Annotated in this window: 18 protein-coding genes; 7 read left to right on the forward strand and 11 right to left on the reverse strand. The window is 67.0% G+C overall.

Features of this window, described 5'->3' with window-relative positions; all coding sequences use genetic code 11:
* Nucleotide 1: 1 nt before the first annotated feature.
* From argJ to KXZ72_RS06230, 3 genes are all read right to left on the reverse strand, one after another.
* Complete coding sequence (gene argJ, locus KXZ72_RS06220) at nt 2-1,153, reverse strand: bifunctional glutamate N-acetyltransferase/amino-acid acetyltransferase ArgJ (RefSeq protein ID WP_226083033.1); 1,152 nt, start codon at nt 1,151-1,153, stop codon at nt 2-4.
* A 28-nt stretch (nt 1,154-1,181) separates the two neighbouring features.
* Entirely contained in the window at nt 1,182-2,228 is a 1,047-nt protein-coding gene (gene argC / locus KXZ72_RS06225; RefSeq protein ID WP_226083034.1) for an N-acetyl-gamma-glutamyl-phosphate reductase, read from the reverse strand.
* Nucleotides 2,229-2,621: 393 nt separating this feature from the next.
* Nucleotides 2,622-3,449 (reverse strand): hypothetical protein, encoded by an 828-nt coding sequence (locus KXZ72_RS06230; RefSeq protein ID WP_226083040.1) that lies wholly within the window; start codon nt 3,447-3,449, stop codon nt 2,622-2,624.
* Between the two features lie 205 nt (nt 3,450-3,654).
* Here KXZ72_RS06230 and KXZ72_RS06235 point away from each other — a divergent pair, with 205 nt between their 5' ends.
* The 4 genes from KXZ72_RS06235 (at nt 3,655) to KXZ72_RS06250 (ending at nt 12,171) form a co-directional block, all read left to right on the forward strand.
* The gene (locus tag KXZ72_RS06235) at nt 3,655-5,259 is read left to right on the forward strand and encodes a helix-turn-helix domain-containing protein (protein ID WP_404823672.1); all 1,605 of its coding nucleotides are present in this window, start codon (nt 3,655-3,657) and stop codon (nt 5,257-5,259) included.
* Between the two features lie 428 nt (nt 5,260-5,687).
* A complete protein-coding gene (locus KXZ72_RS14715) occupies nt 5,688-7,613 on the forward strand; it encodes a putative Ig domain-containing protein (protein ID WP_264159479.1) in 1,926 nt (641 codons plus the stop codon).
* A gap of 370 nt (nt 7,614-7,983) precedes the next feature.
* Nucleotides 7,984-9,915, forward strand: coding sequence for a putative Ig domain-containing protein (locus KXZ72_RS06245; protein WP_226083042.1), 1,932 nt, complete (start codon nt 7,984-7,986; stop codon nt 9,913-9,915).
* Nucleotides 9,916-10,212: 297 nt separating this feature from the next.
* Complete coding sequence (locus tag KXZ72_RS06250; protein ID WP_226083044.1) at nt 10,213-12,171, forward strand: putative Ig domain-containing protein; 1,959 nt, start codon at nt 10,213-10,215, stop codon at nt 12,169-12,171.
* A gap of 64 nt (nt 12,172-12,235) precedes the next feature.
* On the opposite strand, the gene KXZ72_RS06255 is transcribed toward KXZ72_RS06250, so the two are convergent.
* The 5 genes from KXZ72_RS06255 to KXZ72_RS06275 are packed head-to-tail and all read right to left on the reverse strand — an operon-like array spanning nt 12,236 to nt 16,239.
* On the reverse strand, nt 12,236-13,732 hold the full coding sequence (locus KXZ72_RS06255; RefSeq protein ID WP_226083045.1) for an amidase: 1,497 nt from the start codon (nt 13,730-13,732) through the stop codon (nt 12,236-12,238).
* A 9-nt stretch (nt 13,733-13,741) separates the two neighbouring features.
* Nucleotides 13,742-14,254, reverse strand: a complete 513-nt coding sequence (locus tag KXZ72_RS06260; RefSeq protein ID WP_226083047.1) for a GNAT family N-acetyltransferase — start codon at nt 14,252-14,254, stop codon at nt 13,742-13,744.
* 31 nt (nt 14,255-14,285) lie between these two features.
* A complete protein-coding gene (locus KXZ72_RS06265; protein ID WP_226083049.1) occupies nt 14,286-14,999 on the reverse strand; it encodes a uracil-DNA glycosylase in 714 nt (237 codons plus the stop codon).
* A complete protein-coding gene (locus KXZ72_RS06270; protein ID WP_226083050.1) occupies nt 14,996-15,694 on the reverse strand; it encodes a type 1 glutamine amidotransferase family protein in 699 nt (232 codons plus the stop codon). The genes KXZ72_RS06265 and KXZ72_RS06270 overlap by 4 nt, the downstream gene beginning before the upstream one ends.
* 5 nt (nt 15,695-15,699) lie before the next feature.
* Nucleotides 15,700-16,239 carry a phosphoribosyltransferase gene (locus KXZ72_RS06275; RefSeq protein WP_226083052.1) on the reverse strand — a complete coding sequence of 180 codons (540 nt, stop codon included), beginning with the start codon at nt 16,237-16,239 and terminating at the stop codon, nt 15,700-15,702.
* Nucleotides 16,240-16,331: 92 nt separating this feature from the next.
* On the opposite strand from KXZ72_RS06275, the gene KXZ72_RS06280 reads away from it, so the two are divergent.
* Nucleotides 16,332-17,900, forward strand: coding sequence for an MFS transporter (locus KXZ72_RS06280; RefSeq protein ID WP_226083053.1), 1,569 nt, complete (start codon nt 16,332-16,334; stop codon nt 17,898-17,900).
* Nucleotides 17,901-17,919: 19 nt separating this feature from the next.
* On the opposite strand, the gene KXZ72_RS06285 is transcribed toward KXZ72_RS06280, so the two are convergent.
* Nucleotides 17,920-18,396, reverse strand: a complete 477-nt coding sequence (locus KXZ72_RS06285; protein ID WP_226083055.1) for a GNAT family N-acetyltransferase — start codon at nt 18,394-18,396, stop codon at nt 17,920-17,922.
* Nucleotides 18,393-19,187 (reverse strand): SDR family oxidoreductase, encoded by a 795-nt coding sequence (locus tag KXZ72_RS06290; protein ID WP_226083056.1) that lies wholly within the window; start codon nt 19,185-19,187, stop codon nt 18,393-18,395. Before KXZ72_RS06290 ends, KXZ72_RS06285 begins: the two co-directional genes overlap by 4 nt.
* 126 nt (nt 19,188-19,313) lie before the next feature.
* Between KXZ72_RS06290 and KXZ72_RS06295 the strand changes: the two genes are divergently transcribed.
* Nucleotides 19,314-20,636, forward strand: coding sequence for a bifunctional o-acetylhomoserine/o-acetylserine sulfhydrylase (locus KXZ72_RS06295; protein WP_226083058.1), 1,323 nt, complete (start codon nt 19,314-19,316; stop codon nt 20,634-20,636).
* A 66-nt stretch (nt 20,637-20,702) separates the two neighbouring features.
* Here KXZ72_RS06295 and KXZ72_RS06300 read toward each other — a convergent pair whose 3' ends face one another.
* Complete coding sequence (locus tag KXZ72_RS06300; protein WP_226083060.1) at nt 20,703-21,275, reverse strand: hypothetical protein; 573 nt, start codon at nt 21,273-21,275, stop codon at nt 20,703-20,705.
* Nucleotides 21,276-21,411: 136 nt separating this feature from the next.
* On the opposite strand from KXZ72_RS06300, the gene metX reads away from it, so the two are divergent.
* Nucleotides 21,412-22,614 carry a homoserine O-acetyltransferase MetX gene (gene metX, locus KXZ72_RS06305; protein ID WP_226083062.1) on the forward strand — a complete coding sequence of 401 codons (1,203 nt, stop codon included), beginning with the start codon at nt 21,412-21,414 and terminating at the stop codon, nt 22,612-22,614.
* Nucleotides 22,615-22,629: the final 15 nt, after the last annotated feature.

Consider the following 22,629-nt stretch of genomic DNA (forward strand, 5'->3'; position numbering starts at 1 on the left):
TCTAACTCGCGTAGGCGCTATTCTCATGCACATAATCATGCGTGAGGTCATTGGTCAGGATGGTGGCCGAGGCCGACCCGTTATTCAGGTGAATCTCGATATTCACGGCCCGCGGGGTGAGGTCCACGAGGTCGCGGCTGGCATCGGGTGCACCCTCGTGGCATACCCGCACACCGTTAAACACGACGTCCACGTTATAGGGGTCAAACGGGGCCGAGGTGGTTCCGATCGCTGCCAGCACGCGGCCCCAGTTGGGGTCGTTGCCGTAGATCGCTGCCTTAAAGAGGTTATTGCGGGCCACCGAGCGGCCCACCTCCACGGCGTCCTCCTCGGTTGCGGCGCCCGAGACGGCAATCGCGATATCGTGGCTGGCTCCCTCGGCGTCACCCTGCAACTGCTCGGCCAGATCGCGGCAAACACCCGTGAGTGCCCCGGTGAAATCGGCGAGGTCGGGGGTGATCCCGGAGGCGCCCGAGGCCAGCAGGGTCACCTGGTCGTTGGTGGACATGCAGCCATCGGAGTCGAGGCGGTCAAAGCTCACCCGGGTGGCCTCGCGCAGCGCCGCATCCAGTGCCGCGGAATCCAGGACGGCATCGGTGGTGATCACCACAAGCATCGTGGCGAGGCCGGGCGCGAGCATTCCGGCGCCCTTGGCGATGCCGCCGATGGACCACTCGGGGGCGAGGAACTCGCTGGTCTTGGGAACCGTATCGGTGGTCATGATCGCGGCGGCGGCATCCTCCCCGCCGGTCTCGCTCAGGGCGGCGGCGGCAGCGGTCACGCCCGCGGTGAGCTTATCCCGGTCGAGCTGTTCCCCGATCAGTCCGGTGGAGCAGACGAGGATATCGGTCGCGGAGGCCCCCACCGCGGCGGCCACGGCCTCGGCGGTGGCATGCGTGGTCTGGAAACCCTGGGAGCCCGTGAAGCAATTGGCACCGCCCGAGTTCAGCACGATGGCGTCTACCCGGCCGTCCCGGATCACCTCCCGTGACCACAGGATCGGGTTGGCCAGCGCGCGATTGCTGGTGAAGACCGCGGCGGCGGCGCGCGCGGGGCCCGTGTTTACGATCAGTGCAAGATCGGGTTTGCCCGTGCTCTTTAGCCCGGCGGCGACGCCCGCGGCGAGAAATCCCTGGGGTGTGGTGACGCTCATGCTGCTACTCCGTTCTGAATGAATGCGATCACGGGGCTACCCCGTTAATGTTGAGGCCGCAGGTCTCGGCCAGGCCCAGCGCGATATTCGCGGACTGGATCGCGGCACCCGCGGTGCCCTTGGCCAGGTTATCCACGGCGGTCACGATGATGACGCGGCCCGCTGCCTCGTCCACGGCGAGGCCGATCAGCGCGGTATTGGCACCTAGCACATCCGCGGTGCGCGGGAAGGAGCCGGCGGGCAGCACGTGCACAAACGGTTCCTCGGCATAGGCCGCCTCCCAGGCCGCGCGGATACCGTCCGCATCCACTCCCGGCGCGAGGCGCGCGGTGGTGGTGGCGAGGATTCCGCGGGACATCGGGACAAGCACGGGGGTAAAGGACACGGTGGCCTCGGTGGCCCCGGCCCAGCGCAGCCCCTGGATGATCTCGGGGATATGCCGGTGGGTGCCGCCCACGGCATAGGGATTGGCGCTGCCCAGAATCTCGCTGGCCAGCAGGTTGGTCTTCAGCGCGCGGCCGGCACCCGAGGGGCCCACGGCCAGAACGCTGACGATATCGGTGGCCTCGATCACGCCCGCGGCGATGCCGGGGGCCAGGGAGAGTTCCACGGTGGACGCATTGCAGCCGGGGGCGGCGATGCGGGTGGCCCCGATCAGGCGATCGCGCTGGCGGGTGCCGTCCGCGTGCAGAAGCTCGGGAACGCCATAGCTCCACGCGCCATAAAACTCGCCGCCATAAAACGCGGCCCAGTCCTCCTCGGATTCGAGGCGGTGATCGGCGCCGCAGTCCACCACGAGGACACCCTCGTCCAGCTGGGCGGTGAGCGCGCCGGAGGCCCCGTGCGGGAGGGCGAGGAACACAATATCGTGTCCGTTGAGGTTTTCGGGGGTGGTCTCCACAAACACCATATCGGCCAGGGAGCGCAGGTGCGGATGCACGCTGCCCACGCTCTGACCGGCATTGGAATGCGCGGTGACGGTGGTCAGGATGAATTCGGGGTGGGCCGCGAGAAGCCGCAGCAGCTCACCTCCGGCGTAACCGGATGCACCGGCTACCGCAACGGTAAAGGACATGACACTACCTTAATGCTCGGGGTCGAGGGAGAGAGTTGGGGTATCGGCAACGGACACGGATCCCATCATCGCGCCCCGGTAACGGTACCGGGGTCCTTCCGGGGCCTGCCTCGACGCGGACGCGGATCGTGTGTCCCTAGGTCCGTTCCGATTATGGGGAACGCGGCGCAGGTCACGGTGCGGCGGAGGGTGGGGCATCACCGGGAGTGAGGATGAGCGGAGTGTACGTTGCTACTATCGTCGCTCGGCGAGCACGCGGCTGCGGCGTCGCGCGGTGGCAGGTGAGAGAACCTGAACCGGGCGGGCAGTGCGTGAGATAGCCATGTGGGCGATGATAGCGGATATTTGGCGCGCACAACAAGTCGGGGCGCGGCGGGCCGGGCCGGTCCCGGGCTAGGCGGCGGGCGCGGGAGCCGGCGCCGGGCCGGGGCGCGGCGCGCGGCGGGGCGTATCCACGGCGGCGCAGACCAGGAGCGCGGCGGAGAGCAGCGCGGCCAGGATCAGCCCAGGCCCGGGCGCGAGGCTCAGCTCGCCGAGCGGTAGATCCAGGGGAAGCAGGCCGCCGTCGAGCCGCAGGCCCCAGATGCTGATCCCGATCTCCCGGGCCTGCACCCCCTGGGATTCCAGGGCCTGCCCGAGGGTGGGGCCCATCCCGTTCAGGGAATCCGCGATGGAGTTCAGGGCGGTGAGGGCGCACAGAATGGTGAGGCTAAACCCGAGGGTCACGCTCCCCACGGCGCTCAGCAGCAGGCTGCCCCGGGCCGAGGCGCGGGCGCGGGCCAGATAGCCGGCGATACACAGGAGCAGCGCATCGCAGATAAACAGCGCCAGAATCGGGACGGCATCCAGGCGCAGGTTGGGAAACGGCCCCAACCGGATCACTGCCCAGCCGAGGAACGGCACAGTACAGAACAGCAAAGCGAAACTCAGCAGCATCCCCACGCGGAGCGGGCGTTCAGGCCGCCAGCGGGCGGGGGCGGATCCGCCGCGACCCGCGGAGCGCAGGGCGGCATAGCCGGCGAAGATCGCGGCCCCCAGCCCGGGCAGGATGATCAGGAGCAGCGCAATCAGGGGAGATCCCAGCGGGTCCAGCGCCGGGGCCAGGGCCCGCGCCCAGAGGATCGAGACCAGCACGTGCAGGAGCACCCAGATCAGGAGGATGATCAGCAGTGCGGCGCCACCTCCTCCGAGCGCACGCGCGCCGAGCTCCCCCAGGTTCATCCCCCGCCTCCCCTTCCGATGTCACGACGTCAGGCATCCTATCCGGGCGGCGCACCCCCGACCGCGCCACGATACCCACCTGACGCATAATTTATGCCGCATCCGAGTTATCCTCCACCCCATTTAGGCCCATCGGGTCCCCCAATCGGGGGATATGAGCCAAAATGACACTGGCGATATCTCAAATCTGGTATAGCATCGGGGTATGGCTATCTCAACGGACACCACCTCCATCGACATCATCGGACCGGCCAAGACCGAGACCGGTTCCGTCGATATCACCGCCGCCGACCCGATGCGCCAGGTGGGCGCACTCATCCGGGCGGCCCGCGTGGATCGCAAACTCACCCAGGCCCAGCTGGCCGAGCGGGTGGGCACCAGCCAGAGCGCGATCAACCGCATCGAGCAGGGCAGCCAAAATATCTCGATTGAACTCCTCGCCCGCCTGAGCGTGGCGCTGAAGAGCGAGCTGATCTCCTTCGGCGAGCGCCCCAAGACCTCCCATATCCGCGTGCACGGCGGCCAGAAACTCCACGGCTCGATTGCCGTGAACTCCAGCAAAAACGGCGCGGTCGCGCTGCTCTGTGCCGCGCTGATCAACCGCGGCACCACCCGCCTGCACCGCGTGGCCCGCATCGTCGAGGTGGACCGCATCATCGACGTCCTGCGCAGCATGGGAGTGAAGGTCACCTGGTATGGCGACGATAACAGCGTGGAGATCGTGGTCCCCGAGGATCTGAACCTCGCCGAGATCGACGAGGATGCCGGCCGCCGCACGCGCAGCGTCCTGATGTTTCTCGGCCCGCTGATCGGCCGCTTTGATAATTTCTCGCTGCCCTATGCGGGTGGCTGCGATCTAGGCACCCGCACCGTGGAGCCGCACCTGATCGCGCTGCGCCCCTTTGGCCTGGACGTGGAGGCCACCACCGGCTGGTATCGCGCAAGCGTAAACCGCGACGTCCCGAGCGAGCTGAACGTGGTCCTGACCGAGCGCGGTGATACCGTGACCGAGAACGCCATCATGGCCGCGGCCGTGCGCGATGGCGTGACCGTGATCCGCAATGCGAGCCCCAACTATATGGTGCAGGACCTGTGCTTCTATCTGGAGCTGCTGGGCATCTCCGTCGAGGGCATCGGCACCACCACGCTGCGCATCACGGGCAGCTCCTCGATTAATGCCGATGTGGACTACTGGCCCAGCGAGGACCCGGTGGAGGCCATGAGCCTGCTGACCGCCGGCATCGTGACCGGCTCCGAGATCACCGTGACGCGGGTGCCGATCGAGTTTATGGAGATCGAGCTGGCCACCCTCGGGGAGATGAAGCTGCGCTATAGCCAGACCGCCGAATATATGGCGCATAACGGCCGCACCCGGCTGGTTGATGTCACGGTCTACCCCTCGGAGCTGATTGCGCCGATCGATAAGATTCACCCGATGCCCTTCCCCGGGCTAAATATCGATAACCTGCCGTTTTTTGTGGTGATCGCGGCATGCGCCACGGGCGATACCCTCATCCACGACTGGGTTTATGAGGGGCGCGCCATTCACCTCACCGACCTCACCCGCCTCGGGGCCCAGGTGCGCCTGCGCGATCCGCACCGCCTGGACGTGACCGGCCCGACCCACTGGTCCGGCGCCGAGGTCTCCTGCCCTCCCGCGCTGCGCCCGGCCGTGGTGATCCTGCTCGCGATGCTCGCGGCCAAGGGCACGAGCGTGCTGCGCAATGTGGATATCATCTCTCGCGGTTATGAGCAGTTGCAGGAGCGGCTGATCTCGCTCGGCGCCTCGATCGAGACGTTCCGCGACTAGGCTCCACCCCAAAGCACCCCGCGCCCCACGGCGCGGGGTGCTTTTATTTTGCCCGCGGCCTTCCGGCACCGATGCCTCCGCGGCGAGCGCCCGCCACCGTGCGCGCACACATTTTTCAGGTTTTCCCCATACCGAGACCGCGGGATGCAACCGAATTTCCCCTCCCCCACGGGCGCCCCCTCGCCCGAGATAACGGGCGAGAAGCCCACCAAAATACCCCCCGTTTAGGCGCCAAGATAACATGCGTTTTGCGACAGGTTCGGCGAACATCACAGGCGTGATATTACGGTGAATATATAACCCCTGTTTGGGGGTCACTGGATCGTGGTTCTTTGTAGGGAAAGCCGCATCCTTCATCACGCGTAGGTCCACCCGCCCACAGCCACATATACGGGACATCGGAACGCATCGAGGGGAAAAACTCCACCATGACGTCTTTGACGAATAACCGCCGCGTCTCGCGGGTGGCCATCGGCGGCCTTCTGGCCGTCGGCCTGGTCGCCGGGGGCGCCCTGTCCAGCCAGGCGATCGGCCTGGACCGCTCCGGCCCGCAGGATCCCACCGCGACCGTGCGCCCCCTGGAGCCCACCGGCGTCTCGCCCGTGGACGCCTTCGGGAATAGCGCCGAGCCCCGCCTCACCCGCGATGCCGCGCCCACCCCGCCCCTGGTCAGCGACCTCGGCGTGGATATCTTCCTCGGCGATAAGGCCATGCCCGATGACCTCGTCATCTCGCCCGATGGCCGCTACGCCTATGTCACCGGCTCCGAAACCGCACTCGTTTATGTGGTGAACCTGCAGACCCGCACACTCGAGAGCACCATCGCGATCCCCGCCGCGGGCGCGCGCGATATCGCGATGAACGCCGCCGGCACCCGCGCCGTGGTGGTCATGGAGGGCACCCCCACCACCACCCTCGGCGTGGCCCTGATCGACCTCGAAAAGCGCACGGTCATCCAGACCTATCTGGACTTGACCGACTGGGCCAATGACATCGTCATGACCGCGGATGGCTCGTCCTTCTATACCATCGGCGTGAATGCGCGCGTGACCCGCGTGGATACCACCAGCGGCGAGATCCTCGCCCAGGTCACAATGCCCACCAATAACGCGACCGCCGCGATCCTCACCCCGGACGAGAGCCGGCTGATCGTGGGACGCACGGGCCAGGGCCTGACCGGAACCGTCTATGCGGTCCTGGACCCCAAGACCCTCGACGTGATCCTGGATGCTCCCAAACCCGATACCTGGGCCTATGGCGGATTCGATTTTGATCAGAACCCCGGCCGGATGTACCTGGCCGAGTCGGGCACCTCGGTGGCCATCCTCGACCCCACCACCGGAGACCCCCTGGAGCGCGTGAGCGTGGGAAGCATGATGACCGATGTCATCGGTGACGACGCACTGAACCGCGCCTATTCACCCTCGCTGAACTGGGACATGGTCATGGCCGCCGACTTCAACACGGGCGAGCGCTCGGAGAGCTATCGCGCAACCGAGGTGGGCGCAACCACGATTCGCAAGAACCCCGTGACCGGTGACCTGGTCACCGCCAACCGCGGGTACTGGGGCGATGAGGGCAGCACGATCACGCTGATCACCAAGCCCGCCGTGACCGACCCCACGGATGTTGTGGTGGATGCCGTGGGCGAGGAGATCTCCTTCTCCTCGGCCGTGACCGGCGTGAAGCGCGGCAACGGCGGAGGCGTCATCTGGCAGAGCTCCCCGGACGGGGAAACCTGGACCGATATCGAGGGAGCCCTCGGTAATAACCTGACCGTCACGGTCACCGCCGAGAACTTCGCGGATTCCTACCGCCTGCGCTTTAACGACGACTTCTGGGGAATCCGCGGCGCAAGCGCCCCCGCCAAGGCCATCACCACCGGCCCCTCGATCACCCTCGAGGGTGACCTGCCCGGCGGCACCGTGGGCGGCGCCTATACCCCCACGATCGTGACCGCGACCGGACAGCCCGATCTCGCCTGGTCGCTCGGCGATGCGGTGGCCCGCGCCACCGCCGGAATGCCCGAGGGCCTGGAGCTCAACCCCGCCACGGGCGAGATCACCGGAACCCCGACCACCGCGGGCGAGTACATCGTCTCGGTGACCGTGACCGATGCCTTTGGCACCGATACCCGCGATTTCGGCCTGAACGTGGTTGCCTCCGGCGCACCGACCACCCCCACCGATCCCGGCACCACGACCCCCGGCACCACCACCCCGGGAACCGGTGTACCCACCGCGGACGGTAACCTCGCCCGCACCGGTGCCGAGCTGACCTGGCCCGCGCTGGCCGGCGCACTCGCACTACTCCTCGCCGGAGCCTATGCGCTCCGCCGCGGACGCACCGCCTAACCCACGGCCCGATAACACCCCCGCCGCGACACTCGTCGCGGCGGGGGTTTTATATTTCCACGCGCCGGGAGATAACCACCGGCGGGCATCTTTAGCCCTCCAGCAGCCTCAGTAAATACTGAAATATCGGGAAAAAACTACGGGATACGCCAAAATCACACCCCATAAGAGACATAGGGGATGACGAGGGAAAAGGAAATATTTACATTTATTCCGTCTACCCCCCAGATGGGGGAGGCGGATTTTCGGGTGTTCGTAGGGAAACCCCGGAAATCCTCAGAGCGAGCGTTCGTTCCCTTCGGCCCCGCGAATACCGCGGCCGCCGGACGATACGCCGCAACGAGGGGAAAGTTTTATACACATGACGTCCATGACGAAAAAACACCGTGGCTCGCGGATAGCCATCGGTGGCCTCCTGGCCGCGGGAATGCTTGCCGGAGGCGCATTCTCCGCCCAGGCCGCCGGGTCCTCCAGCACCTCCGCCGCGGGAACCTCGGGGGTACAGTCCCCCGATCCGTCCACGCGCCCGGTCGACTCCCGGGCCGCCACGCCATCCACCGAAAACGGCACGCTGCCCGCCGCCTCGCCGCGCGCGGATACCCCGGCTCCGCCGCTGGTCTCCGACCTCGGCGCGGAAATCATGCTGGAGCAAAACGCCATGCCGGCCGGGGTCCTCATCACGGCCGATGGTGCGCGAGCCTATGTATCCGGAAGTCAAAGCGCAGGCATTTATGTCGTTAACCTGAAGACCCGCGCAGTCGAGAAGAAGATTCCCGTTCCCGGGACCGGCGCTCGCCATATGGCCATGAATGCCGACCGCACGCGCGCGGTAGTCACGCTGGATCAGGATGACACCCATATGCTCGGGGTGGCCGTGCTGAATCTCCAAACCGGCGAGATTATCGATACCCAGATCGATCCCACCTCCTCGGCCAGTGACATCATCATGACGGCCGACGGAGCCTCCTATTACCTGCTGCACTCAAACGGACGCATCACCCGCGTGGACACCGCGAGCGGCCAGGTCATGGCCGATATCCGACTCTCCCCCGGTAACCTCACCACCGGAATCCTGACCCCCGACCAGAGCCGCCTGATTACCGGCCGCTCCACCCATCCCGGCCTGGGAGGAGGAGGCATCTATAGCGTATTTGACGCCCAGACACTCGATACCATTCTGGACACTGACCAGAAAACCACCTGGCTTTATGGTGGTTTCGATTTTGATCGGGACCCAAATACGCTCTATCTTGCCAATTCCGGGGTCGCCCTAAAGAAGCTCAACCCCGTCACCGGAGACCCCACCGCCTCGGTGGGTGTTGGAGGCCGGATGACCGATGTAATTGGTCACGATAAAGAGCAGCGTGCCTTTGGGACCGCAATGGAGTGGAAATTGGTCATGGCCGCGGATTTCGCCAAGGGAGTCCGTTCCGAGAGCGTGCGCGACACCGGCGCCGGCGCCACCAAGCTGGAGGAGAACCCGGTCACGGGCGAACTGGTCACCGCCAACCGCGGTAGCGATAGCGCCCCGGGTAGTTCAATCACGCTGATCACCAAGCCCTCGGTGAGTGACCCCGCGAACGTGACCATCAGCGCCCTCGGCGAGGAGATCACCTTCTCCTCCGCCGTCACCGGCGTCAAGCGTGGCAACGGCGGCGGCGTCATCTGGCAGAGCTCCCCGGACGGGGAAACCTGGACCGATATCGAGGGCGCAGTGGGCAATGACCTCACCATCACCGTCACCGCCGAAAACTTCAACGACTCCTACCGCCTGCGCTTTAACGACGACTTCTGGGGAATCCGCGGCGAAAGCGCCCCCGCCAAGGCCCTCGCCGACGGCCCGGTCATCACGCTCGAGGGCGCACTGCCCGACGGCACCGTGGGCACCGCCTATACCCCCACCATTGTGACCGCCACCGGACAGCCCGACCTCACCTGGTCGATCGGCTCCGATCAGACACGCGCCGTGGCCGCCCTCCCCGAGGGCCTGGAACTCAACCCGACCACGGGTGAGATCACCGGAACCCCGACCACCGCGGGCGAATATATCGTCCCGATCACCGTGACCGATGTCTTCGGAACCGCCACCCGCGACTTCCCCCTGACCGTGGCCGCGGCGGCCGTCCCGCCCACCACCGTCGTCCCGGAAACCCCGGCACCCGAGGTCACCACCCCGGTCACCCCGACCGTGGACGGTAACCTCGCCCGCACCGGTGCCGAGCTGACCTGGCCCGCGCTGGCCGGAGCACTCGCACTACTCCTCGCCGGAGCCTATGCGCTCCGCCGCGGACGCACCGCCTAACCCGCGGCCCACCAGCAGCCCCCGTCGTGATCCCCGTCACGGCGGGGGTTTCCGCGTTATCGCGGGCGCATCACGATGGGTAATTACGCGACGCGAGATGGGCCATTTTGCGACAGACCTCGTATGCATGACGAACGTAATATTACGTTTGTAGTAGCCCCCCTTCCGGGGGACATGGTTTTGTGGAAGCTCGTAGGGAAGCCCCGCAAGACCCCGGAGCGAATGCCCACCCCCTCCCACAGACGCGCAAGGCGCGTACCGGGTCGAGGCAACGCACAGATGGGAAATTTCTTCAGCATGACGTCTTTGACGAAAAATCGCCGCGCCTCCAGGATCACCCTCGGTGGTCTCCTGACGGTCGGCCTGATCGCCGGCGGCACACTCTCTGCCCAGGCCGTGGACGCCGAAAAATCGGCCGCACGCGGCGCCACCTCACTGAGCAAACCCGTTGAGTCCACCAGCGCGGTACCCAGCGATAGCTTCGGCAATATCGCCGAAACCCCCGCAACCCGCGAGGGCACGCCGCTGCCCCCGCTGGTCTCCGAGCTGACCACCGAGATTTTCCTCGGCGAGAACGTCATGCCGCACCGCCTCGCGGTTTCTCCCGACGGAACCACCGCCTATGTCACCTCGCTGGATAGCAATACTTTTTTCATCGTGGATCTCACGACCCGCACGCTGAAAAAAACCATCGAGCTGCCGGGCATCACCTCCAGTGAGATCAGCATCAGTGCCGATGGCACCCGCGCGGTTGTGGTCGTGGGGAAGAACCTGGTGGATGCCCTCGGCGTGATTGTCCTCGACCTCACCACCGAGACGATCATCGAATTGCAGACGCCGTTTGAGGGCACAGCAAATGACATCGTGCTCACCGCCGATGGCTCCTCGTATTATCTGGTGGAGATGGCCGGGGGTGCCACCCGGGTCGAGACCGCCACGGGCAAGGTCCTCGCCTCGCAGCGGGTTCCAACCAATAACGCTTCCTCTGGAATCCTCACCCCGGACGAGAGCCGCTTCATCATGGGGCGTTCGGGTCAGGGCTCGGAGGGCGCCGTTTATACGATCTTCGACGCGGAAACCCTCGAGATCATCCTCGACGCACCCCAGCCCACCCGCTATGGCTTTGCCGGGTTTGGTTTTGATCGGGACCCCAATACCCTCTATAGCGCCGGTGGATCCGCGTATGTGGGTATCCTCGACCCCGCAACCGGCATCGCGCAGCAGCGCATGGAGGTCGGCAGCATCATGGTGGATGCGGTGGGCGATGACTCGCTGAACCGCGCCTATTCCGTCTCGCTGTACTGGGACATGATCATGGCCGCCGACTTTAACACCGGCAAGCGCTCCGAGAGTGTGCGGGAGAACCCGCACGGTGGCTCGGCCCTGGTCCGCAACCCCGTGACCAAGGAGCTCATCTCCGCCGACCGCGGCTTCTGGCATATCCCCGGCAGCACGATCACCGTGGTCAACCGTCCCTCGGTGAGCGACCCCGCGGATGTGACCATCGGCGCCCTCGGCGAGGAGGTCACCTTCTCCTCCATCGTGACCGGCGTCAAGCGCGGCCACGGCGGCGGCGTCATCTGGCAGAGCTCGCCCGATGGGGAAACCTGGACCGATATCGAGGGCGCGGTGGGCAATGACCTCACCGTCACCGTCACCGCCGAGAACCTGAACGACTCCTATCGCCTGCGCTTTAACGACGATTTCTGGGGAATCCGCGGCGAAAGCGCGCCCGCCAAGGCCCTCGCCGATGGCCCGGTCATCACGCTCGAGGACACCCGGCTGCCCGCCGGTGTGCAGGGCGAGGCCTATGGCCCCGTGAGTATCACCGCGAGCGGACAGTCCGACCTCTCCTGGTCGATCGGCGGCGCCGAGCGCGCACTCGCCGGGCTGCCCGCGGGCCTCGAGCTGGATCCCGCCACGGGTGTGCTCAGCGGCACCCCGACCGCCGCGGGAGATTATGCCGTGACCATCACCGTGACCGATTCCCTCGGCAGCGCGAGCCGGGCATTTGACCTGAGCATCGCCGCGTCCACCGCCCCGGTTGAGCCCGAGGTTCCGGGAACCCCGGCCCCCGGTGCCACCACGCCCGGCGGCACCGTCACCGGCGGCGGCACCACCGCGGGTGGCACCGGAACCAGCACCGCGGGTGATACCCTCGCCCGCACCGGCGCCGAGCTGACCTGGCCGGCCCTGGCCGGCGGCCTCGGCCTGCTGCTCGCCGGAGCCTATGCGCTCCGCCGCCGGAACGCATAACACACTCAGAGAAAAAGGGCCTGTCCCCGACCACGGTCGGGGACAGGCCCTTTTTAGATGATGCCTAGGCGAAACCGGGCGGCGTGCGCTCCTGCCAGCGGATCCGATCCTCCAGCTGGGCACCCACCCGCAACAGCGTGGGCTCATCGCCGGGTCGCCCGATCAGCTGAATCGCCGAGGGCAGGCCCTGCTCGTCCACCGAGACCGGGAGCGAGACCGCGGGAAGCCCCGCCACATTCACAAATGAGGTCCACGGGGAATAGAGCACCTGCTGCCGGAAGCTCTCATCGGGATCCTCCAGATCATAAAAGCCCACGGGCCGCGGGCTCTGCCCCAGCGCGGGGGTGAGCACCGCGTCATAGCCCGAGAACTGCTCAATCACATCGCGCTCAAAACGCGCAAAGAAGCCCAGGGCCCCCATCAGATCCAGCGCCGGCACATGCCGCCCCCGCTCGCGCAGCGCGGCGGTCACCGGTTCCAGGAGAGCCTCGCCGCCGGACCCCAGCGGCACGGCCGCGGGGAACATGCGCCAGAGCACGCGGAACGCCGCGGAATAACCCTCGCTGCGCAGCAGCGGAATCTCCTCTAGGACGTGACCCAGCGCGCGCAGATGCTCGATGCCCTCGGCAAAGGATCGCTCCCCCGCGGCATCCAGGCCGATCTCATAATCATCGGCCCACGGGCTATCGCGCAGCACCGCAATCCGGAACCGGCCCTGCGGGTTATCCGCTGCATGCAGCAGCGCACCCGGGGCGAGCTCGGGCGCGCGCAGCGCATAGCGGGCGGGATCGGGGGTGCCAATCATGCCCTCCAGCAGCAGGGCGGCATCCCCCACGGTGCGCGCGAGCGGCCCGGCCACCGCGAGGCCACCCACGCTGCCGATCGCGGAGCCCCCGGGGACCCGGCCGCGCGAGGGCTTCACACCCACCAGGCCGGTGGCCGCGGCGGGAATGCGGATCGAGCCGCCGCCGTCCGAGCCCGGCGCAAAGGGCAGCAGCCGCGCGGCCACCGCGGCGGCCGCACCGCCGCTGGATCCGCCCGCGTGTAGCGCGGTGTTATAGGGATTGCGGGTGGGGCCGGCCACCAGGTTTTCGGTGAACCCATGCTGGCCAAACTCGGGTGTATTGGTCTTGCCGAGGCTCACCGCACCCGCGGCATCCAGCGTCTGGACCAGCTCCTCGCTCCGGGTCGAGACGTGCCCCGCGAAGGCGCGCGAGCCAAAGGTGGTGGGCAGGCCGGCGCGCTCGGTCAGGTCCTTATCGGCCAGCGGCAGGCCCCAGAGGATCTGCTCGGGCTCGGCCCCCGGGGATTCGATCCGGAAGGAATTGGGGGCCACCCGGGTGAAGGACCCGGTGGGGGCGGCATGCGGGTGTCCCGCGGCCTCCAGCGCGGCGGCACGCGCGCGCGCACCCTCGGCATCCTGCGCGATAAACGCGCCCAGGTCGTGGTTATATTTTTCGATCCGGGACAGATAGTGCTCCACCAGCTCGCCGGGCCTCAGGGCCCCGGTGCGCAGGAGGAAGCTCTGTTCGCGGGCGGTGAGTTCGTGCAGTTCTGCCATTGGTCCAGACTAGTGCTCTTCGGATTCGGCGAGGTCCTTTTGCAGGAAGCGCACACCGAGCCAACGGTCAAATTTTTTGCCCACCCGTTCCAGCGAACCGGTCTCGATAAAGCCAAATCGGCGGTGCAGCGCGAGGGAGGCCTCGGTGCCCTCGGAGGTGATCACGGCGATCATCTGCCGCAGCCCGGCATCCCGGCTGGCGGTCAGTAGCGCGTCCAGCAGCGCGGTACCCAGGCCGCGCCCGGCGGCCTCCGGGGCCAGATAGATGGAGTTTTCGACGGTATAGCGGAACGCCGATTTATCGCTCCACGGGGTCACCAGCGCATAGCCCAGCAGCGCCGAACCCTCGACCGCCACAAGAAATGGCAGGCCCGCCCGATCTGCATCGGCGATCTTGCCCGCCCAGGTCTCGGGATCGCGCGGAACCTCGTCGAAGGTGGCGGTGGAGGAGGCCACATAGCCGTTATAGATTTCGGCGAGGGCCGGGGCATCGGAGGCGCGGGCGGCGCGGATTTCGATCATTCAGTCAGAATACGCGATCCGATCCGCCCGGCTAAAACAGGGTCGCTGACTGCGTCGCGGGCAGCGCCCAGTCCACGGGTTCGGCACCGGCGGCGATCAGCGCCGCATTGGCCGCGGAAAACGGCCGCGACCCAAAAAATCCGCGCGAGGCCGAGAGCGGGCTCGGATGCACTCCCTCGATGACCGCCCCCGCGGGCGCGAGCCGCGGCGCGAGTGTGCGGGCATCCCGGCCCCAGAGGATCGATACCAGCGGGGCGTCCCGCGCGGCCAGCACGTCGATAGCGCGATCGGTGATGCGCTCCCAGCCGTGGCCACGATGGGAGCCGGCCTCGCCCGGGCCCACCGTGAGCACGCGGTTCAGGAGCATCACGCCGCGCTCCGCCCAGGGCCCCAGATCGGCGGTATCCGGGGCGGGGAGCCCCAGATCGCTGCCGAGCTCCCGATAGATATTGGCCACGCTGCGCGGCAGCGGCCGCACCGTGGGTTCGGCCGCAAACGCCAGCCCCACGGCATGACCGGGCGTGGGATAGGGGTCCTGGCCCACGATCAGCACCCGGGTGGAGGACACGGGTCGCCGAAATACGCGCAGCACGCGCTCGGGCCCCGGCAAAAACTCGGGAACCCCCGCGAGGAACTCACTCACCTCGGTAAAGGCCTCGGCCGCCGGCGCAAATTCCGCCGCCCACTCGGGGTGCAAAAAACCCCGCTCGGTCAGCTCCCCGAGCGTGCCCGGGAAAAAACTCATGCGCCGCGGGTGGACACGCTTACGCCGTATTCGGAGGCGATGGCCTGCCACAGGCTACCCGAGCCCACAACCTCAAGCTTGCCATCGGCGATGACCAGCGCGGTATCGTGATCGATGCCCACGCCACCCTCGATCAGGGTGCCCTCGGTCGCGGCCACCAGCCGGCCCAGCACACCCTCGGCGGCGGGCGCGATCTCGATGCTCAGATCCAGCAGCCCCAGGCCCTGCTCCACGGTGACCTCGTCCAGGCCCGCGGCGGCGGCCGCGGGACAGACCGGAACGCCGCCGATCAGGTGGCCCCCGACGATCATCTTCTCGGCGGCCACGCGGGCCCCCGCTCCGATACCAAAATACGGGGCGTCTCCCGAGACGCGGCGGCGGATCTCACCCTCGAGCGGGGCGAGCGCGGCGCGCAGGGCGGCCACGGGACCATCGGCCACCACGAGCGCGGTGGCGGAGGCGATATCGGGCAACCCAAACGAGCCCTGGCAGGTCACGGCAATAAACCGCGCCTGCCCGTGCTTTTCCGCCTCGGCGATGATGGCCTCGGCGGCGGCCACGGCCTCGGGACCCGCGGCGAGCACGGCCACCGTGGTGTCCTCACCGTCGTGGGTGCGCGCCTCGGAGATGAAACGGCCCCAGAGCTCGGCCGAGGTGGCGGCGGAGTTCTGTCCGCCGGAGAGATAGATTCCCATGTGTATTACGCCTCCCGGGCGGTTAGGGCTTCGGCCCGCGTCACCGGCGGGAGCGCGGACCACGGGAACGTGATCCAACGATCGGTATGGCGCCAGACGAAGTCCGGGACCAGCACGGTGCGGGGCTTGGAGTACAGGGTTACGGTGCGCACATCGACGTTATCGGCGGTGAGCATCCCGCGCACAAGCGCGAGGGTGCGGCCCGAATCGGAGACATCGTCCACGAGGAGCACCCGGCGGCCGCGCAGCGAGGGGCCGTCCAGCATTGGCGGAATCACCAGGGGCTCGGGCAGGCGCTCGTCCACTCCGGTATAAAACTCCACGTTCATGCTGCCGCAGCTCTTGACCCCCAGCGCATAGGCGATCGACCCCGCGAGCAGCAGCCCGCCGCGCGCGATGGCCACCACGATCTCGGGATCAAACTCGCTCAGGACCACCTGCCCGGCCAGCTCGCGGCTGGCCTCGCCGAATAGGTCCCAGCTCAGTACCTCGCGTTCGGGTACGGCCGGCGCGACAGACGACGAGGCGTCGATTTCGGAGCTCATGGGTTAACCGTACCCATCCCTGGTCCACACCTCGAATCGCACACCCCGTGCCGCAGATAAACAAACCTCCGTTATGGGTCTACTATTTCGACATGGGCGAAGCACAGCGAAGTACTCGTAGCCGTAAATCCACCGCACTCGGAGTGACCGCGGGGTTGATCGGCTTCCTGGTGCTGGTCGAAATCTGCAGCGGAATCATCCAGGGATTTTATGTCCCCCTGATACCCGATATCGTGCGTCATCTGGGTATTCATGATGCCGACTTTAACTGGTTTGAGGCCGCGCAGCTGCTCCTGACCGCGATGATCGTCCCGGTCATGGCCAAGCTCGGCGATATGTACGGGCATAAACGCATGCTGCTGATCGCCACGGTCTTTACGGCCCTCGGCAGCTGGGCCCTGGTGCTCGCAGATAATTTTTGGGCTTTTTTGGCGGCCTGGGCCATTCAGGGGTTTTATGCCGTCTGGCTGCCGCTGGAGATCGCGCTGATCTTTGATCGCGGGCGCCGCAACCGCAATGCCGCGGGTGATACCCGTCGCGCGGCCGGCCTGCTGGTCGTCGCGCTGGAAACCGGCGCGATCCTCGGCGCCCTCGGCGGCGGCCGAATCTTCGAGGCCCTCGGCGGCAATATCCCCGTCACGATGGCCGTGCCCGCCGTGGCCGTGACCCTGGTATTTTTTGCGATCCTCTTTGGCGTGAAGGAGTCCGTGCCCGGGCCCGAGGAGCGCAGCCTGGATCTGGCCGGTTTTGCGATGCTGAGCGTGAATATCGTGCTGATCACGGGTGGTCTGTCGATGCTGCGGCTTAACGGCGCGGAGACCTGGTGGGTATGGATTCCGATCCTCGTGGGCATCCTCGGGTTTATCCCGTTTGGCCGCTATGAGCTGCGGCAAAAGGATCCCGCCGTGGATCTGCGCCTGATGCGCGAGCCGCGCATGTGGCCCATTCAGCTCACCGCGGGCCTCGCCGGAATCAGCGTGCTCGGCGCGCAGGTTCCGCTGAGCACCTATGCCGGTACCCCGCGCGAGAACGGCTACGGCCTGGGAATGAGCGCGGGCTCGCTGTCGATTCTGATCGGCGCGTATCTGATCGCGATGATCATCGGCGCCCTGCTCTTCCCCATGGTCTCGCGCCGGTTGACCCCGCGGCTTGCGCTGATCGGGGCCTCCGGCCTGGTGGCCGTGGGCTATCTCCTGCTGATCCCGTTCCACCTGGAAATCTGGGAGGTGCTGATGTGTATGGTGATTGCCGGAATCGGCTCGGGCGCGCTGGTGGGTGCCCTGCCGGCCGCCGCCGCGGCCGCGGCTCCCCCCGGGCGCACAGGTATCGCCTCGGCGATGACCAGCACCACCAAAACCATCGGAGGCTCCTTCTCCTCCGCGATCTTTGGCATCGTGCTGATCGGAGGGGCGGCCACCACCGTGACCGCCGGGGCATCCTCGCTCGCGGGATATATGACGGTGTGGGCAGTCTGTGGCCTCGCCGCGGCGGTCGCCGTGGTGCTGCTGTTTTTTGTTCCGAAGTTTTCGTTCTCGGATGCCCCCGAGGAGCCCGCGGTGGACTCCGCCGCGCAGGCCCCGCGCGATGGCCTGGAGCTTGAGGTTGAGCTGGGCACCGCGGCCGCCGAGCCCCGGGACCCCGCTCCACGCACCGGCCCCTGAGCGTGGTGCCGGCCGCGGCCTAGTTGCGGCCGGCCCCCGCGCGCAACATATGCTGATCCACGCCATCGAGGTGGGTGGGCAGAAACCCGTGCCGCAGATAGAGCCGGATCGAACCGCTTTCGGCGAGCGCAATCAGCTCGCAGTCCAGCCCCAGCGCATCCACCCGGGCCAGGGCATCGGCGAGCAGGATCGAGCCCAGCCCGCGCCCCTGGAGCGCCGGTTCCAGGAAGAAGTGTTCAATCCACGCGCGCTCCCCGGCCACCCGCACGGCGATCACGCCGATCGCGCGGCCGTCCAGTTCCAGGACGCGGGCATCGGCGGGGTCAAAGCTGTCCAGGAAACGGCGGCGCACAAAAACCCGGTTATAGCGGCCGAGGCGCTCCAGATCGGGGCGCATCGCGGCGGCGCGCAGCTCGGCGATCCACGCGGCATCGCGCCGGGTAGCCGGGCGCAGCACCGTGGTTCCGGGGCCCTCCAGGGTGGTTCCGGCGCTCATTTTTTCATGGCCAGCGGGCCGCGAGCGAGCTTGCTCGGGGCGGCCTGGGCCACGGGCTTCACGATCAGCGAGTCGATATTTACGTGCGCGGGCAGCTCCACGGCGTGCACAATCGCCTCGGCGATATCCCCCGCGGTGAGCGGCTCGGGAACCTCGGAGTACACGGCGTCCGCGCGCTCCCGGTCGCCGCCAAAGCGCACGAGCGAGAACTCCTCGGTATGCACCATTCCGGGTGCCACCTCGATCACGCGGATCGGCTCGCCGGAGAGCTCCAGGCGCAGCACCTCCAGCATGGCCCGCTCGGCAAATTTGGCCGCGTTATATCCGCCGCCGCCCTCATAGGCCACGTGTCCGGCGATCGAGGTGACCCCCACGATCGACGCGGAGGAGCCCGCGGGGGTGCTGCGGCGCAGGATCGGCAGCAGCGCGGAGATCACCCGCTTGGTGCCGAGCACGTTGATCTCAAACATCCGCCGCCAGTCCTCGATCGAACCGTTCTCCACGCTATCGAGCCCAAACGCGCCACCCGCGTTATTCACCAGCACCTGCGCCCCACCGTTGGAGCGCACGTATTCGGCGAGCGCGGATACGTCGTCCTCGCGGGTGAGATCGGCGGCAAAAACATCGGCACCGGTCTCGCGCGCGAGCTGGCTCAGCCGATCGGCGCGCCGGGCCACACCCAGCACGTCCCAGCCGCGCTCACAAAACAGCCGCACGGTGGCGGCACCAATACCCGAACTGGCACCCGTGACGATCACACGACCGGGGGCATTTTTGCGCTGTTCACTCATTTCTTTAGGATACGCGTTACGCCGCGTGTCCGTTCGGGGTGCACGCGCCCGCCCGGCGCGCTAACCTCTGTTCAGCCGATAAATTTTCTCCCCCATTCCCCCACGCACGTTTTTGAGAGGACCACCATGACCGAAGCATCCGCAAACTGGCGGTTTGAAACCAAGCAGATCCACTCCGGCGCTGCCCCCGACCCGGTCACCGGTGCCCGGGCCACCCCCATCTACCAGACCACCAGCTATGTGTTCCGCGATGCCGATCACGCCAAGAACCTCTTTAACCTCTCCGAGGCCGGCAATATCTATACCCGCATCCAGAACCCCACGCAGGATGTCGCGGAGCAGCGCATCGCCGCGCTTGAGGGTGGCACCGCCGCCCTGCTTCTGGCCTCGGGCCAGGCCGCCACCACCAATGCCGTGCTAAATATCGCCCAGGCCGGGGACCACATCGTATCCTCCTCGTCCATCTACGGCGGCACGTTTAACCTCTTCCGCTATACCCTCGCCCGCCTCGGCATCGAGACCACGTTTGTGGCCAATCAGGACGACGCCGAGGAGTGGCGCCGCGCGATTCGCCCCAATACCAAGCTGCTCTTTGCCGAGACCATCGGAAACCCGCAGATCAACGTGCTTGATATTCGCCTCGTGGCCGATATCGCGCATGTCGCGGGCATCCCCCTGGTCGTGGATAACACCATCGCCACCCCGTATCTGATCCGTCCGTTTGAGCACGGCGCGGATATCGTGGTGCACTCGGCCACCAAGTTCCTCGGCGGCCACGGCACCGTGGTGGGTGGCGCGATCGTGGACGGCGGCACGTTTAAGTGGTCGCAGAACGTCGAGAAGTTCCCGGGCCTGACCGAGCCCGACCCCAGCTATCACGGCATCTCCTATTCGCAGGCGGTGGGCGATGAGATTGCGTTTATCATTAAGGCCCGCGTGCAGCTGCTGCGCGACCTCGGTGCGGCCATCTCCCCGAATAGCGCCTGGCAGCTGATCCAGGGCATCGAGACCCTCTCGCTGCGTATCGAGCGCCACGTGAGCAATGCCCAGGAGATCGCCGAGTGGCTCGACGCCCACCCGGATGTGGCCTCGGTCAACTACTCGGGGCTGCCCTCCAGCCCGTGGTATGCCGCGGCCAATAAATATGCGCCGCGCGGCGTGGGTGCCGTGCTCTCCTTTGAGCTCAAGGGCGGGGTGGACGCCGGCCGCGAGCTGGTAAATAACCTCTCGCTGTTCTCCCACCTGGCCAATATCGGTGACGTGCGCTCGCTCGTGATTCACCCGGCCTCGACCACGCACTCGCAGCTGAGCCCCGAGGCCCAGCTGTCCGCGGGTGTCACCCCGGGCCTCGTGCGCCTGTCCCTGGGCCTGGAAAATATCGACGATATCAAGGCCGACCTGGAGGCCGGTTTTGCGGCCGCCCGCGCCCTGGTGGAATCGCGCCGCTAGGCCCACGCCCTCAACGCCCGTGCCCGGTGGGACATCCCCAGGATGTCCCACCGGGCACGGGTGTTTTTAATCACGCAGCGAGCGCGGGTCCGCGGTATCGATGGAATAGGTCACATCGGCGCGCACGGGCCACGGGATCGGTGCGCTAAAGGACGCTGCGCCGCCGGCCTCGGGATCGGGCTCCAGCAGCAGAATATCCAGCCGCCCCTCCTCGATATCCAGCCGCGCGCGCATCGGCACGCCATCGCTGATAAACCGTGCCGAGACGGGGAACGTATAGCGGTGCGGGACGGCCAGCGGCAGCGCGGCCCCCGCGGGCTCGTCCACGCTGAGCCAGACCTCGGGTCCCCCCTCGGGATAAACCCGCTCGCGCGCGAGTGCCAGCTGCGCGCGCAGGGCGGCCGAGCCGTGATCTCCCGTGAATTCCAGCATGCCCTCGATCAGGGCGCGGGCGCCGGGGGTGAGGTCTTCGAGGCGGGGTTCACCCGCGCGGGTGCGCCGCAGCACGCGGCTCATCCCCCAGGAGGCTGCCGAGACCACCGAGGCGGCCGCGGCGATGGTCAGTGCGGGCACGAGTAGCGCGCGCGGGATCCTCCCGAGTGAACGCAGAGAGGGGAACGGGGTACGCAACGGTGCCATCCCCCCAGTCTAGCCGCGGCGCCCGCCCCCGCCGCGCGCCGTCATCTGGCGCACGGAAGCGGGGCCTTTCCCGCGGGAACCCCGGCCGCCCCGTCATAATGTGGCCGGTTGTATCGGGGTGGTCCAGAATGAGGACATGGACTGGCAGACACCCGAAGAATCCGTGCCCTCGAGTTTTATCACCGAGGAACTCGCCCGGGCGCTCATGGGCAAGCCCCCGGCCACGGGGGCCTGGCGCGATGGGGATAACCCCGGGCGCCGTCTTTTTGCGGGCCTCGGGCCGTTTGAGCTTGAGCGCGGCGGCGCGCTGCCCTTTGTCCGGCTGGCCTATGAGACTCTCGGCACGCTTAACGCCGATGCCTCCAATGCGATCCTGATCGATCACGCGTTCACTGGCGATAGCCATGTCGCGGGCGAGGCCGGGCCGGGCCACTATACGGCCGGCTGGTGGTCGCAGCTTGTGGGCCCGGGCCTCGCGATCGACAGCGATCGGTATTTTGTGGTGATCCCCAATATCCTCGGTGGGTGCCAGGGGTCCACGGGCCCGTCCTCCTTTGCCCCCGATGGCCGCGAATGGGGCGAGCGTTTCCCCTATGTGACCATCCGCGATCAGGTGCGCGCGCAGGCCCTGCTGGCCGATAGCCTCGGGATCGACTCCTGGTATGCGGTGATCGGCGGCTCGATGGGCGGAATGCACGCGCTGGAATGGGCCGTGAGCTATCCCGAGCGGGTGCGGCGGCTCGGCGTGCTCGCCGCTCCCCCGGCCACCGGCTCGGATCAGATCGGCAGCAACCTCACCCAGATGCAGGCCATCACGATGGATCCGCACTGGGCGGGCGGCCGCTATTATGACGCCGATGACGGCGAGGGTCCGCATGCGGGGCTCGCGCTCGCGCGGCGCATCGCCCTGCTGAGCTATCGCGCCCCCGATGAGCTGAATGAGCGTTTTGACCGCGCGTGGCAGTCCCCGATCAGCCCGCTCGGGGATGGTGGCCGCTTTGCGCTGGAATCCTATCTGGACTTCCACGGCAATAAGTTCACGCGGCGCTTTGACGCCAATAGCTATCTGACGCTCTTGCAGGCCATGAACTCCCACGATATTGGGCGCGATCGCGGCGGCATCGAGGCGGCCCTGGCCACGGTCACCGCCCGCACGCTGGTTCTTGGCATCGATTCCGATCGCCTGTTTCCGGTGGAGGGTCAGCATCGGATCGCGGCGGGTATCCGCGATACCCTGCACGGCGATAGCGCCCACGTGATCTCCTCGATTTTTGGCCACGACGGGTTTTTGATCGAGTTTGATGCGGTGGGCGACGCGATAGCGCGCCTACTCGAATAAGGCTGGGAATCGGCC

Source organism: Mycetocola spongiae (assembly GCF_020424085.1).
Lineage (GTDB): Bacteria > Actinomycetota > Actinomycetes > Actinomycetales > Microbacteriaceae > Mycetocola > Mycetocola spongiae.

Bases quoted from the DNA above. Each gene is read 5' to 3' on its own strand.
- argJ (WP_226083033.1), bottom strand. From the start codon at position 1,153: ATGAGCGTCACCACACCCCAGGGATTTCTCGCCGCGGGCGTCGCCGCC.
- argC (WP_226083034.1), bottom strand. From the start codon at position 2,228: ATGTCCTTTACCGTTGCGGTAGCCGGTGCATCCGGTTACGCCGGAGGT.
- KXZ72_RS06230 (WP_226083040.1), bottom strand. From the start codon at position 3,449: ATGAACCTGGGGGAGCTCGGCGCGCGTGCGCTCGGAGGAGGTGGCGCC.
- KXZ72_RS06235 (WP_404823672.1), top strand. From the start codon at position 3,655: ATGGCTATCTCAACGGACACCACCTCCATCGACATCATCGGACCGGCC.
- KXZ72_RS14715 (WP_264159479.1), top strand. From the start codon at position 5,688: ATGACGTCTTTGACGAATAACCGCCGCGTCTCGCGGGTGGCCATCGGC.
- KXZ72_RS06245 (WP_226083042.1), top strand. From the start codon at position 7,984: ATGACGAAAAAACACCGTGGCTCGCGGATAGCCATCGGTGGCCTCCTG.
- KXZ72_RS06250 (WP_226083044.1), top strand. From the start codon at position 10,213: ATGACGTCTTTGACGAAAAATCGCCGCGCCTCCAGGATCACCCTCGGT.
- KXZ72_RS06255 (WP_226083045.1), bottom strand. From the start codon at position 13,732: ATGGCAGAACTGCACGAACTCACCGCCCGCGAACAGAGCTTCCTCCTG.
- KXZ72_RS06260 (WP_226083047.1), bottom strand. From the start codon at position 14,254: ATGATCGAAATCCGCGCCGCCCGCGCCTCCGATGCCCCGGCCCTCGCC.
- KXZ72_RS06265 (WP_226083049.1), bottom strand. From the start codon at position 14,999: ATGAGTTTTTTCCCGGGCACGCTCGGGGAGCTGACCGAGCGGGGTTTT.
- KXZ72_RS06270 (WP_226083050.1), bottom strand. From the start codon at position 15,694: ATGGGAATCTATCTCTCCGGCGGACAGAACTCCGCCGCCACCTCGGCC.
- KXZ72_RS06275 (WP_226083052.1), bottom strand. From the start codon at position 16,239: ATGAGCTCCGAAATCGACGCCTCGTCGTCTGTCGCGCCGGCCGTACCC.
- KXZ72_RS06280 (WP_226083053.1), top strand. From the start codon at position 16,332: ATGGGCGAAGCACAGCGAAGTACTCGTAGCCGTAAATCCACCGCACTC.
- KXZ72_RS06285 (WP_226083055.1), bottom strand. From the start codon at position 18,396: ATGAGCGCCGGAACCACCCTGGAGGGCCCCGGAACCACGGTGCTGCGC.
- KXZ72_RS06290 (WP_226083056.1), bottom strand. From the start codon at position 19,187: ATGAGTGAACAGCGCAAAAATGCCCCCGGTCGTGTGATCGTCACGGGT.
- KXZ72_RS06295 (WP_226083058.1), top strand. From the start codon at position 19,314: ATGACCGAAGCATCCGCAAACTGGCGGTTTGAAACCAAGCAGATCCAC.
- KXZ72_RS06300 (WP_226083060.1), bottom strand. From the start codon at position 21,275: ATGGCACCGTTGCGTACCCCGTTCCCCTCTCTGCGTTCACTCGGGAGG.
- metX (WP_226083062.1), top strand. From the start codon at position 21,412: ATGGACTGGCAGACACCCGAAGAATCCGTGCCCTCGAGTTTTATCACC.